The 12,393-nt window shown below is 56.4% G+C and carries 11 protein-coding genes; 1 reads left to right on the forward strand and 10 read right to left on the reverse strand.

Features of this window, described 5'->3' with window-relative positions:
• Window positions 1–146: 146 nt before the first annotated feature.
• The 9 genes from hflC to ACJJI3_RS15545 all read right to left on the reverse strand — a co-directional run bounded on the left by hflC (window position 147) and on the right by ACJJI3_RS15545 (window position 10,551).
• Window positions 147–1,019, reverse strand: a complete 873-nt coding sequence (gene hflC, locus ACJJI3_RS15505; RefSeq protein ID WP_413664098.1) for a protease modulator HflC — start codon at window positions 1,017–1,019, stop codon at window positions 147–149.
• An 11-nt stretch (window positions 1,020–1,030) separates the two neighbouring features.
• Entirely contained in the window at window positions 1,031–2,185 is a 1,155-nt protein-coding gene (hflK, locus tag ACJJI3_RS15510) for an FtsH protease activity modulator HflK (RefSeq protein ID WP_444940210.1), read from the reverse strand.
• 186 nt (window positions 2,186–2,371) lie between these two features.
• Window positions 2,372–3,682: a ribosome rescue GTPase HflX gene (gene hflX / locus ACJJI3_RS15515; RefSeq protein WP_413664097.1), complete on the reverse strand. Its 1,311-nt coding sequence runs from the start codon at window positions 3,680–3,682 to the stop codon at window positions 2,372–2,374.
• A 131-nt stretch (window positions 3,683–3,813) separates the two neighbouring features.
• Window positions 3,814–4,098, reverse strand: a complete 285-nt coding sequence (gene hfq, locus ACJJI3_RS15520; RefSeq protein ID WP_020413623.1) for an RNA chaperone Hfq — start codon at window positions 4,096–4,098, stop codon at window positions 3,814–3,816.
• A 191-nt stretch (window positions 4,099–4,289) separates the two neighbouring features.
• Window positions 4,290–5,213, reverse strand: coding sequence for a tRNA (adenosine(37)-N6)-dimethylallyltransferase MiaA (gene miaA, locus ACJJI3_RS15525; RefSeq protein WP_444898267.1), 924 nt, complete (start codon window positions 5,211–5,213; stop codon window positions 4,290–4,292).
• A gap of 70 nt (window positions 5,214–5,283) precedes the next feature.
• Complete coding sequence (gene mutL / locus ACJJI3_RS15530; RefSeq protein WP_444940211.1) at window positions 5,284–7,164, reverse strand: DNA mismatch repair endonuclease MutL; 1,881 nt, start codon at window positions 7,162–7,164, stop codon at window positions 5,284–5,286.
• A 45-nt stretch (window positions 7,165–7,209) separates the two neighbouring features.
• Window positions 7,210–8,520, reverse strand: a complete 1,311-nt coding sequence (locus ACJJI3_RS15535) for an N-acetylmuramoyl-L-alanine amidase (protein WP_444940212.1) — start codon at window positions 8,518–8,520, stop codon at window positions 7,210–7,212.
• A 55-nt stretch (window positions 8,521–8,575) separates the two neighbouring features.
• Window positions 8,576–9,070: a tRNA (adenosine(37)-N6)-threonylcarbamoyltransferase complex ATPase subunit type 1 TsaE gene (gene tsaE, locus ACJJI3_RS15540; RefSeq protein ID WP_413664094.1), complete on the reverse strand. Its 495-nt coding sequence runs from the start codon at window positions 9,068–9,070 to the stop codon at window positions 8,576–8,578.
• The gene (locus tag ACJJI3_RS15545) at window positions 9,070–10,551 is read right to left on the reverse strand and encodes an NAD(P)H-hydrate dehydratase (protein WP_444940213.1); all 1,482 of its coding nucleotides are present in this window, start codon (window positions 10,549–10,551) and stop codon (window positions 9,070–9,072) included. Before ACJJI3_RS15545 ends, tsaE begins: the two co-directional genes overlap by 1 nt.
• A 134-nt stretch (window positions 10,552–10,685) precedes the next feature.
• Between ACJJI3_RS15545 and queG the strand changes: the two genes are divergently transcribed.
• Window positions 10,686–11,795, forward strand: a complete 1,110-nt coding sequence (queG, locus tag ACJJI3_RS15550; RefSeq protein ID WP_444940214.1) for a tRNA epoxyqueuosine(34) reductase QueG — start codon at window positions 10,686–10,688, stop codon at window positions 11,793–11,795.
• Window positions 11,796–11,808: 13 nt separating this feature from the next.
• On the opposite strand, the gene orn is transcribed toward queG, so the two are convergent.
• Window positions 11,809–12,348, reverse strand: a complete 540-nt coding sequence (gene orn / locus ACJJI3_RS15555; protein ID WP_108731440.1) for an oligoribonuclease — start codon at window positions 12,346–12,348, stop codon at window positions 11,809–11,811.
• Between the last annotated feature and the right edge of the window lie 45 nt (window positions 12,349–12,393).

Consider the following 12,393-nt stretch of genomic DNA (forward strand, 5'->3'; position numbering starts at 1 on the left):
ACGAGCCGCAGCACTTCCCACAAAAAAACCGGGCTGGGCCCGGTTTGCGTGATTTTAGCATCAAGTGCTAACAGGAAGGTAGGGTTATCGAATCTAACCCGGCGCCTGTAGCACCAGTTGCCCAGTGCTACATAGCATTTTCAGCCCTACTCTCCTTTCGGGTCTTTCAGGTAGCGGAAGAATTCGCTATCTGGATCGACCAACATCATATCTGACTTGCTCCGGAAGGACTCCTTGTAAGCCTGCAGACTGCGGGTAAAGCGGTAAAACTCCGGATTCTTGCTGTAGGCCGCAGCGTAAATAGCTGCCGCCTCTGCATCACCCGCACCGCGTAACTCTTCCGCCTGGCGGTAGGCCTCAGACTCAATCACCACTCTTTGGCGATTGGCATTAGCCTTGATACGCTCACTGGCCTCCTGACCCTTGGCGCGATGATCCCGCGCCTCCAGCTCACGACCAGCGCGCATACGCTGGAACACAGACTCGGAGACTTCCGGCGGCAGGTCAATCCGCTTGACGCGCACATCAATCACATGCACTCCCAGGTCATCCTGAGCCACCTTATTCAGGTTTTTAGTGATCTCCGCCATCAACTCATCGCGCTCGCCACTGACTACCTCATGCAGATCACGCACACCAAACTCGTTCCGGAGCTGATCATTGATCCGCTCCGACAGCAGGCGCACCGCATTGCGATCGTCACCACGAGTGGCGATATAAAACTTATCCACATCAGAGATTCGGTATTTGGCATACGAATCAACCATCATGAATTTGTTTTCACTGTTGAGCATACGAACGGGGCTGGAATCCACCGTCTGAATACGCGCATCAAACTTGCGCAACCTTTCCGCAAAAGGGATTTTGAAGTAGAGACCCGGCTCGGTGTAGGTGCGCACCAGCTCACCAAAGCGCAGTAACACGGCTTTTTCAGTCTCTTTCACTACAAAGGCGCTGGAAGAAAGTACCAATACTCCAACCAGGATGACAACAATGATACCCAGTGTTTTGTTATTCATATCATCCCCTCCTAGCGAATAGTCTGACTGCGACGGGTGCTGGCGTCATCCCGACGAAGGCGCTCAATAACACGCTGATAGACTTCCTCAATCATTACAGGCGAGGTGTCCTGGCTTTGGGCTGCTCGCGCTGCTCCAGCGCCGCCTTGCGCCAATTTATCTAGCGGCAGGTACATCATGTTATTGCCACCCTCTACATCCACCATCACTTTGGAGGTGTTGGCCATCACATCCTGTACCGCATCCAGGTAGAGACGCTCGCGGGTAACTTCCGGGGCACGCTCATATTCAGCCAGCAGTTTCTCAAAGCGTACAGCTTCACCTCGGGCACTCTCGATGACGCGGGCTTTGTATGCCTCGGCCTCTTCGATAATGCGCTGAGCCTGACCACGGGCAACCGGGATTATCTGGTTAGCATCAGCCTGAGCTTCATTTTGCAGACGCACCTCGTCCTCACGGGCTTTGGTCACATCGTCAAACGCATCCTGCACTTCGCGCGGCGCCTTAGCATCAGTGAGGTTAACCACATCAATGCGTATACCGGTCTGGTACAGGTCCAGGTATTCCTGTAATCGCTCCTGCGTATCGGCAGATACTTGGGTCCGGTTCTGGGAAATCACACCGTTTAAAGTGAGAGAGCCCACCACGTGACGAAGGGCGCTGTCGGTGGCTTCCTGCAAGCTCTTCACCGGATCGCGAACACGCAGTACAAAAGACTCAGCATCCCCAACCTGCCACTGCACAGTGAGTACCACTTCTACGATATTGGCGTCTTCGGTCAGCATCTGACCGGTAGTGCGCTCGGTACGCACCTCAGTCATATTGACCTTGGTGACGTTATCGATAAGCGGCGGATTCCAGTGCAGGCCGGCAGATTCCGTGGAGTGGTATTTGCCCAGGCGCAAAACAACCGCCTGTTCGTTGGCGTTAACCTGGTAAACCCCCAGGCCGCCATAAATCAATACGGCGAGACCAATAACCAGTACCCAGGGAAATTTGACAGAGTCGCCACTTGGGCTGCCGCTGCCACCACCACCAAACAGGCCACCTAGTTTCTGCTGAATTTTTCGCAGTAGTTCATCGAGATCGGGCGGGCCTCCGTTATTGCGGTTACCGCCACCACCCCAGGGGTCTTTATTGTTACCACCCGGCTCATTCCAGGCCATTTAACTTACTCCAACTATGATCACTTAATCTTTTACTTCGGCGGATTCTAGCATCCATTGCCGACAAAATATTGCCGACAGGCCCTAGCCTGAGGCAAGTGGGCAGTCTGCGGAGACCAACCCCGAACAAATTCGACTAAAGGTCGCAATATGACCTGAATTTTAAAATCAATGTTTATACGACAACTACTCGGCAATGGGTTCTTCCAAAACCCATTCCGGCGCGTCATTGCCAGCAATATGTGGCGCCAGCAGACGCTGGAAATCACTACGCGGCAATAATATTTGCAATTCGCAGTCACCATTGTCGCGGTAGACTTCCGACTGCACCGCATTAATTTCAAATAGCTGCGCTCGCAGCCTGGACTGATGAGGCTTCACTACCAGTTGCCCGCGCACCATTTGCTCGCCCAGGCGCTCGGCAATAGCCTCAATTAAAAGTTCACAACCCGCACCTGTTACCGCAGAGAGCCAAACTGCCCGGGGTACACCCTGATCATCCCGGTCTATACGCGGTTCAAAATCTGCCAGCAGATCAATTTTGTTATAAACCACCAGTTGCGGCAGTTCCGAAGCATCAATTTCCTCCAGAACCGTTTGCACCTCTTCCATCAGGTGTAATCGGTCATCTGCCGCAGCGTCCACCACATGTAGAAGCAACGTCGCACTGGCGGCCTCTTCCAGGGTTGCCCGGAATGCCTCTACCAGTTTATGCGGCAAGTGAGAGACAAATCCCACAGTATCAGCCAATACCATGGCGCCAACATTGGGTAATTCAACCCTGCGCATGGTCGGGTCGAGGGTGGCAAACAATTGGTCCCTGACATAGACATCTGCATCGGTCAGGCGATTAAATAGGGTCGACTTGCCCGCATTGGTGTAGCCAACCAGAGATACGGTGGCCATTTCTGCCCGGGAGCGCGCGCGGCGCCCCTGCTCCCGCTGGCGGCGTACCTTTTCCAACCGCTTCTCGATTGAGTCTATGCGCGCGCGCAGCAGTCGCCGGTCTGTCTCCAACTGGGTTTCACCGGGCCCACGCAGGCCAATACCACCCTTTTGCCTCTCCAGATGGGTCCAACCTCGCACCAGCCGCGTTGCCATATGGCGTAGCTGGGCCAACTCCACCTGAAGCTTACCCTCGTGAGTTCGCGCACGCTGGGCAAAAATATCCAGAATAAGCCCTGTGCGATCCAGCACCCGGCACTTTAATTCGCGCTCAATATTGCGCTCCTGACTCGGAGACAGGATGTGATCAAAGATAACCAGGGCGGCTTCCTGATCTTTGACTACCTGGCGAATCTCCTCCAATTTACCTCGGCCAACAAAGGTCTTTGGGTCTGGAGTGGCGCGCTGGCCGAAAATAAAACTGACAGGATCTGCTCCGGCAGATAGGGCCAACTCCTCAAATTCACGAGGGTCGTCGGGACTGTCGATGGCGGAGAGTTCTAGGTGTACCAGTACTGCGAGCTCACCGGATTCCGGTCGATCGAAAAACAATGGGAATTCTCTATTGCGAAAAGGGCGCGATAAGCCCTGACTGAGGTGACAACCGGCAAGCCCTGCAAGGGGCTCACCGAGCTGCTGGCGCCCCGGCAAAACGGGGTGCAGGTGAAATTGATACGGATCTTTTAGCTAAAGGATTCGCGCTCACCGCCTTCACCATTACCCTCGCCGCCGTGCTGGGCTGCGGGATTCAATAGCGGTACGCGCACTGCACGCGACGGAACAACCGTAGAAATGGCGTGCTTATACACCATTTGGCTCACAGTATTTTTGAGTAACACCACGAACTGGTCGAAGGATTCAATTTGCCCTTGGAGCTTGATGCCGTTTACCAGATAGATAGAAACCGGAATACGCTCTTTGCGCAATACGTTGAGGTAAGGGTCTTGTAAGCTGTGCCCTTTTGACATCTTTTTTCTCCTTGTCAAAAAGCTGAATGCGGTATGCAGGCCGCAATCGCACCCGCGAAGAGCGCGGATCAAAAAACGACTGAGGTTGAATACGCGTATAAGTAGTGTAGTAGCGAGCCGGAAAAGGCCGGACTCTGTGAAAACTGACTGAACGGGCTTGTCGTTTAATAGCCCAACCACGTTATGGATGCTTAAGCGAGAAATTTCAAGGCTTCTGCCAATATTTCGTCATTCTCACGCACCCCACCTTGCTCATCCTGAGTGTACAAAGTTAGCAGGTCTGGCCAGCGCCGCAGCCAGGTTAACTGGCGCTTGGCAAGCTGCCTCGTCGCCGCAATTCCAGCGGCCACCATATCATCGTAATCGGTTTGGCCTTGCAAGTGTTGCCAAACTTGCCGATATCCCACCGCGCGAATTGCCGGTAAGTCCTCGTGCAGGTCTCCCCGGTCCAGCAGGCCCTGGACTTCATCAATAAAGCCCGCCGCGAGCATCTTGCGAAAACGCAGTTCAATACGCTGGTGAAGCAGGGATCGATCGCGGGGCATAATGGCCATCTGGCACACTTGGTACTGCTCCTGTATTCCCCCAGCTTCCTGCTCGCGACGCAACTGCGAAAGCGGAACACCGGTGAGGCGGTAAACTTCCAGCCCCCTTTCGATACGTACCGAATGGTTGGGATGTAGCTCAGCCGCCAACTGCGGGTCCACCTGGGCCAGCTCCGCATGCAATGCAGGCCACCCTTCACGCTCTGCGCGAGCTTCAATTTCTGCTCTCACCGCTGCGTCTGCCTCAGGCAATTTTGCCATGCCTTCCAACAGAGCACGGAAATACAACATAGTTCCGCCAACCAGTAATGGCACCTTACCAGCAGCGGTAATTTCTGCCATAGCTTCCAGCGCATCTTTGCGGAAACGACCTGCCGAATAAGACTCAGACGGGTCACAGATATCGATCAAACGGTGAGGGTATGCAGCTAGCTCTTCCACTGAGGGCTTGGCCGAGCCGATATCAAGGCCTCGATATACGAGAGCAGAATCAACACTAATTAATTCCACAGGCAAACGATCGGCGAGCGCCATGGCCAGATCCGTTTTGCCGGAGGCCGTTGGACCCATCAAGAAAATTACACGGGGCTTATCACCCGGCAAGCTGTTATTCAAACTACCACCCACTTCTGCCGCGTACCTATTGGCCGCGCATAAACCACTTATCCATATCTGCCAGTTTAACCTGGGTCCAGGTCGGGCGACCGTGGTTGCACTGGCCACTGCGCTCCGTGCGTTCCATGTCCCGCAACAGAGCATTCATTTCCGGGATTGTCAGACGTCGATTTGCGCGAACAGAACCGTGACAAGCCATTGTCCCCAGCACTTCGTTGATACGCTCACCAATACGGGCGCTGTCGCCCTCGCCGAGCAGATCCGAGAGTACATCGCGCACCAGCTGTTCCACTTCAGCGCCGTGTAGCATTGTGGGTACCTGGCGCACCAGCAAAGTCTCCGGGCCAGCCCGCTGCAACACGAAACCAAGCGCGGTAAACACCTCGCTGCGCTCCTCGAAGCAGTCCGCTTCCCGCTGGCTGACAGCCAGGCTTACTGGAACCAGGAGGGGCTGAGCCTGGATTCCACCGGCCGCATAAGCCACTTTCATCTGCTCATAGACAATGCGCTCATGGGCAGCGTGCATATCGACAACAACCATCCCGTGCTCGTTTTGCGCGAGAATATAGATTCCATGCAACTGCGCCAGGGCAAAGCCCAGCGGCGGCACTTCGGATTCGCTTTCAATGCCCGCACCGGCCCCTATGGTCGTCCCGGAAGATGCTTGGGGCACTGGCCGGCTGGTAGGGGCATCCTGCGGCTGTTGTGTCGCCGGGGATGAGTCCTGATACGGTTGGTGCAGAGCGCCGTAAGCGTTCATCTGCTCGCGCAGATTTGAGGGCGAGGGGCGATTGCTGAGTGGCATTTTATGCTGCCCGGCAAATTCACCGGCCTTTAAACCCGTGACCTGTTCCTGGCGCTCCTGCTCCGGCTCGCTTTCTGTTTCCTCTTTCTGCCCCGGGCGCACATCCGCCAGGGCCCGGTGCAAACTGCCAAACAGGAAGTCATGCACCAGGCGACTGTCTCGAAAACGCACTTCGTGTTTGGTCGGGTGCACATTCACATCGACGGAAGCTGGGTCCAGCTCCAGGTAAAGTACAAATGCCGGATGGCGACCGTGGTACAAAACATCGGCGAACGCCCGGCGCACCGCGTGGCTGACCACCTTGTCGCGAATAGCCCGGCCATTGACATAAAAGAATTGTAAGTCGGCCTGGGAGCGCGAGAATGCGGGCTCCGCAACCCACCCCCACAGGCGAAGGCCGCTGCGCTCCACATCGATATGCAGCGCATTCTGCATAAATGCCGGCCCACACACCTGGGCCACACGGCGCTCCATTTCCACCCGCCCGGTGCCCGCGCGCAGATTATGCACACCCTTGCCGTTGTGGCGCAGGCTGATAGAGACATCAAATCGGGACAGCGCCAGACGCTTAATCGTCTCGTCAATGCGATTGAATTCTGTTTTTTCTGTGCGCAGGAATTTCCGCCGAGCAGGCGTATTGAAAAACAGGTCGCGCACATCCACCGTGGTGCCACGGGGGTGAGCCGAGGGCGCGAGCTGCGCCTGCATGTCGCGGCCCTCCGCACTTACCTGCCAACCCTTGCCACTTTCATCGCGGCTGCTGGTCAATGCCAGGCGCGCCACCGAGGAAATACTGGCGAGGGCCTCACCGCGAAAGCCCAGGGTGGCCACCGCCTCCAGATCTTCCAATGCATGAATCTTGGAAGTCGCGTGGCGGGCCAGGGCCATTGGCAGGTCTTCCCGCTCTATGCCCTTGCCGTTATCGCGCACTTTCATGCGCTTGCTACCACCGCCATCCACATCGACCTCTAGCCGTGTAGCGCCCGCATCCAGGCTGTTTTCCAGCAACTCCTTGATTACTGATGCCGGGCGCTCAACTACCTCACCAGCTGCAATCTGGTTGGCAAGGCGGGGAGAGAGTTGCTGGATTTTATCGTGCATGAATCTGGCCTGTTAATGCTGCAAGGACCGCTCGACACTGAGGTTTCAGCCGGAAGGAATACTCAGGGTCTGCCCCACTCGAATCACGGAGTTCTTGATGCCATTCGCTCTCATCAGGGCGGCGACGGAGATATTATATCGCGCCGCGATACCCGAAAGGGTCTCCCCGCGAGCGATAACGTGGTTGCGAGATTTATCGCTCTGGTTGGCGGCGAGCCAGGTATCCGCCGGGGGACGGCTCTTAAAGTGCGCCACTATACCGTCACTGAGCTTTTGCGCCAGCTTGCGCTGGAAACTGGGATCGCGCAGGCGTTTCGCTTCCTGGGGATTGGTAATAAAACCCGTCTCCACCAAAATTGAAGGCACATCCGGCGAACGCAGCACCGAGAAATTGGCCTGCTCCACCTGTTTTTTATGCAGGTGAGTGACGGTGCCAATCTGTGACAGCACACTGGCGCCGATATCCAGGCTGGCATTCATGGTGGCAGTCATAGAGAGGTCGAGCAATACGCCGGCCAGGGTGTCATCCTTATCGCCCAGACTCAAACTGCCGGCGCCACCGATAAGGTCGGACTCGTTTTCCCGCGCGGCTAAAAAGCGGGCGGTTTCACTGGTTGCACCCCGGGAGGAGACCGCGTAGACCCCAGCGCCACGGGCATCTTTACGGGTAAAGGCATCGGCATGGATCGACACAAAAAGGTCCGCACGCATATTGCGCCCAATTTTTACCCGTTCCCGCAGAGGGATATAGTAATCCCCTGTGCGCACCAGTTTGGCAGTAAAGCCCTTCTCACCGTTTATCTTTTTGTGCAGCTGTTTGGCAATCGCCAGCACTACATCCTTTTCCCGCAAGCGACCGGGACCGGAAGCCCCGGGGTCTTCCCCGCCGTGCCCTGCATCAATAGCGACAATGATATTGCGTTCACTACTGACCTGCTCCAGCGTCTTCTCGCTGCCTTTAACCTCGTCATAAAGGTCGATCACCAATCGATCCGGCAGGTTTTCATGGCGCCGCAAAGCAAAGCTGCGCGGATTGGCCTGCTGCTTTAGGTCCAATACAACCCGTAGATCTTTTTTATTCTGACGGGCATGGCGCACCCGGGCGATCGGCGTCTTGTCCAGATCCAACTTGTCCAGCTCAGCCTTCAACTCGGTATCAGAGAGGTCGACAACCACCCGGTGGGGGTCCTTGAGGGTAAATAACTTGTGCTCTGCCGGGTCGCTTAAATCAAAAACCAGACGCGTATGGTCGGGTGCTCTCCAGACGCGCACACCTTCCACTTGCGTCGCAGAAGCCGGCAGGAAAGCTGCCAGCCACAGCGCGACAACTAACAGAGACCGCCACATAAAACTCATTACTTCTCAGCCCCTTTGCTTATTGGTATCAGTATTTCCCTGTGTTCAGGCGTTTTCAGGATGCTCGCAGCAGCTTTTGCAGCAGGTCTATTACGCGCTCACCCTCGGGCGAGTGCGCAATTAACCTGAGCTGGCGACCACTTTCCGGTACTTCCAGCTCAACTTCCAAGTCTGGATCGGGCAATATGCCCTCGCCCCGCTCGGGCCACTCTACAAGACTCAAACTCTGCGCAGAGAAATAATCCCGCACCCCCATAAACTCCAACTCTTCCGGGTCACCCAGACGATAGAGGTCGAAGTGGTAAACCCGGTGAGCCTCGAGTTCGTAGGGTTCCACCAGGGTGTAAGTGGGGCTCTTTACCGCACCCTCGTGCCCAAAGGCCCTCAGTACCCCCCGACAGAAAGTTGTCTTTCCCGCACCCAGCTGGCCATTTAAATACAGCGTCAGCCCCTGTTGCAGGCCCGCCGCGAGACAGGCCTGCCCGAGCAAGTTGCCGCCGGATACGGTGGCTGCTTCATCAGCCAAATGTAATTTGAATTCACTCGCCATCAATCTACCAAACGTCTAATCCAGGGCAATAAGTCCGTAGCGAGTAATCCCCGCATACCCTCTTCGGCAGCGCGATTACCCGCCTCTCCGTGTAACCACACCGCCAGTCGGGCAGCCTCCACCAGCGGCAAGTGCTGGCCAATCAATGCTGCAACAATACCGGTGAGGAGGTCTCCCATACCACCGGAAGCCATGCCCGGGTTACCGCTGTTGATCAGGTCAACACCACCATCATGTGCAATCAGGGTGCCGGCGCCTTTTAATATCACCACGCCACTGAATTTTTGCTGAACTGCAATAGCAGCTGCGCGCGGATCGACGAGCACCTCGGCGGTATCACAACCCAGGAGGCGGGCGGCCTCCCCCACATGTGGGGTCAACACCCAGTCATCCCGCCGGACCCCGGCCAGAACCCGGCCCTCGGCGAGAATATTCAATGCATCGGCATCTACGACCAAGGGCGCTTCAGCTCGGCCGGCTCGCGCCAGAAGCTGCTCACTCCAGGGGGAGCGTCCCAAACCGGGACCCACTGCAATCACGCTGGGGCCTTCGAGCAGCGGTTCCAGTTCCTGCCCGGAAATCACCGGGTGGGCCATCACTTCCGGACTGCGAGTTAACGCTGCGGACAAATGCTCAGGGCGGGTCGCCAGGGAAATCAGCCCGGCCCCACAGCGCGCTGAGGATTGCGCAGCCATCAATGCGGCACCGCCAAATCCGGTATCACCGCCGACAACCAAAATATGGCCAAACTGGTTTTTAAAGCTATCGGCGGCACGTGCTGGCAGGCGACGGATGGCATCAGCCTCGTATCGCATAACCAAAGGCTCAACTGCTCGGTAGGCAGCCTCAGGTGCCCCCAAGCCTTCGAAAATTACTTCTCCGCAGAGTGCCGGGCCGCGACCGCAGTAGAGCCCCATTTTGCGACCGATAAAAGTCACTGTCATATCGGCACTGACCGCCTCGCCGGCACTGCCGGTATCGGCACTCAGACCGGAGGGGATATCCACCGCCAACACCGGGCCGGGGCTTTTGCGGATTCGCTCAACCGCATGCGCCACGCCGGAGCGCAGCTCACCGCTAAAGCCCGTTCCCAGCAATGCATCCACAATCAGTGTATTGGCGTCTGCCGTATCCAACTCTGCGAGAGAGTTCACCACCTGGACACCTTCCCGGCAGGCGTACTCATAGGCCTCCCGGGCATCGCCACTCAGGTGCTGAGGATCGGTACACGCATAGACGGTGACCGGGATTTTCTTTTGCGCGGCGAGGGCGGCAATCACATAGCCATCCCCACCGTTGTTCCCACCACCGCAGAAAACCTGGAGGCGGCTGATCTCCGGCCAGCGCCTGCCTAGATGTGAAAAAGCCGCGCGACCGGCGCGCTTCATCAGTTGAATGGAGGGGATTTCCAGTGCAGCAATCGTCTGTCGATCCAGCTCACGTACCGACTCGGCACTGTATAGAGGTTGAGGCGTGTCCATGCAGCTCCCGCGATGTGGTCAAGAATTCATCTGTGGCAAAATAGGCAATTACATCGCCATCGTTTGCGCCAATCGCAAAGTATACCGCCCCGGCCAGGCATTGTGCTTGCAGGGAATATCGAGCCGCTTTATCTATGACCGAATCACTGCTCGCCGACTTAGCCCAACAGATCAAAATTTGGGGCAGAGAACTGGGCTTCCAACAAGTGGGTATTACCGATTGCCAGCTGGAGGATGAAGGGGAACGCCTGCGCGCCTGGATTGATGCGGGCTATCACGCTGACATGGACTGGATGGGCGCTCACGGTGAGAAACGCTGGCGCCCCGAGTTATTGGAGCCGGGAACACTGCGGGTAATCAGCGTGCGTCTGGACTACCTGCCGCCGGACACCCAGCCGATTAAAGTGCTGAAAGATGCGAGTAAAGCCTATGTATCCCGCTATGCGAATGGCCGCGATTACCACAAGTTGATCCGCAAACGCCTGGCCAATCTATCAAAGCAAATTGATACCTATTGCGCCGAGCGGGGCATTGAATCGAAAGGTCGGGCTTTTACTGACAGCGCCCCGGTGATGGAGAAGGCCCTGGCAGCTAAGGCCGGCCTGGGCTGGATTGGTAAAAATACGCTGGTACTCAACTCGACCGCCGGCTCTTACTTTTTCCTCGGCGAAATCTACACCAACTTGCCACTCCCCATAGATATCAGCGAGGAGCATGATCAGTGTGGCGACTGTGTCGCCTGCCTCAGGGTTTGCCCCACCGATGCCTTTATCGATGACCGCACCCTGGATGCGCGGCGCTGCATCTCCTACCTCACTATTGAAAACAAAGGCCCAATCCCTGAGGAATTTCGCGAGCCCATCGGCAACCGGATATACGGCTGCGACGACTGCCAAATAGTGTGCCCTTGGAATAAGTTCGCCAAGCCCACCAAGGAAAAAGATTTTCATCCCCGACACGGACTGGACAATGGTGAGCTACTGAAGTTGTTTACCTGGAGCGAAGAGGAGTTCCTGCGCAAGACTGAGGGTTCGGCGATTCGCCGAATCGGCCACGAGCGCTGGCTGCGCAACCTGGCTGTAGCCCTGGGCAATGGGGAGGCCACGCCCGAAGTCATCAACACCCTGGAGAGTGCGCGCGTCGACGCCACGCCCCTGGTGCTGGAGCATATCGATTGGGCGCTGGAGCGGTTGCGCAGCGGGCGCAGGCGCAAGCGTAAAATCAAACGCAAGCCCGCTGGCTAATTGGGAGTGGGGGTCAGAGGCGGAAAAAAGTCTCGCGGTAGTGGCGCAATTCCTCAATAGAATCGCGGATATCGTCGAGCGCCAAATGGCTGCTGTGTTTTTTAACTCCATCCAAAACCTCTGGGCGCCAGCGACGAGCCAATTCCTTCACCGAGCTGACATCCAGGTTTCGGTAGTGGAAATAGGATTCCAACTCCGGCATATATTTCACCAGGAAGCGGCGATCCTGGCCGATAGAGTTGCCACACATGGGAGATGCTCCCTCAGGGACCCACTGTCGCAAGAACTCCAGGGTCTCCCTTTCCGCGTCCCTTTCGGAAATACTGGACTCTTTAACCCGCGTTACCAGCCCGGAACCACCGTGCTGTTCGGTATTCCATTCATCCATTGCATCTAGCAAGGCATCGCTCTGGTGGATGACCATTGAGGGACCCTCGGCGAGAATCTCCAGGCGTGAATCCGTCACGATTGTGGCAATTTCAATAATGCGCTCTTTGTCCGGATTCAGGCCTGTCATCTCCAGGTCAATCCAGATCAGGTTGTTCTGATCCACAACGGGTCTCCTCAAACTTTCCGCGCAAGTTACCGCAACTACCCT

It is taken from the genome of Microbulbifer maximicatervae (SeqCode) (assembly GCF_052466985.1).

Excerpts from the sequence above, each read along its gene's own strand:
- miaA (WP_444898267.1), bottom strand. The coding sequence starts at position 5,213 with ATGGGTCCAACGGCCTCCGGCAAAACGGATCTGGCCATGGCGCTCGCC.
- queG (WP_444940214.1), top strand. The coding sequence starts at position 10,686 with ATGACCGAATCACTGCTCGCCGACTTAGCCCAACAGATCAAAATTTGG.
- ACJJI3_RS15545 (WP_444940213.1), bottom strand. The coding sequence starts at position 10,551 with ATGGACACGCCTCAACCTCTATACAGTGCCGAGTCGGTACGTGAGCTG.
- hflC (WP_413664098.1), bottom strand. The coding sequence starts at position 1,019 with ATGAATAACAAAACACTGGGTATCATTGTTGTCATCCTGGTTGGAGTA.
- hflK (WP_444940210.1), bottom strand. The coding sequence starts at position 2,185 with ATGGCCTGGAATGAGCCGGGTGGTAACAATAAAGACCCCTGGGGTGGT.
- tsaE (WP_413664094.1), bottom strand. The coding sequence starts at position 9,070 with ATGGCGAGTGAATTCAAATTACATTTGGCTGATGAAGCAGCCACCGTA.
- hfq (WP_020413623.1), bottom strand. The coding sequence starts at position 4,098 with ATGTCAAAAGGGCACAGCTTACAAGACCCTTACCTCAACGTATTGCGC.
- mutL (WP_444940211.1), bottom strand. The coding sequence starts at position 7,164 with ATGCACGATAAAATCCAGCAACTCTCTCCCCGCCTTGCCAACCAGATT.
- ACJJI3_RS15535 (WP_444940212.1), bottom strand. The coding sequence starts at position 8,520 with ATGAGTTTTATGTGGCGGTCTCTGTTAGTTGTCGCGCTGTGGCTGGCA.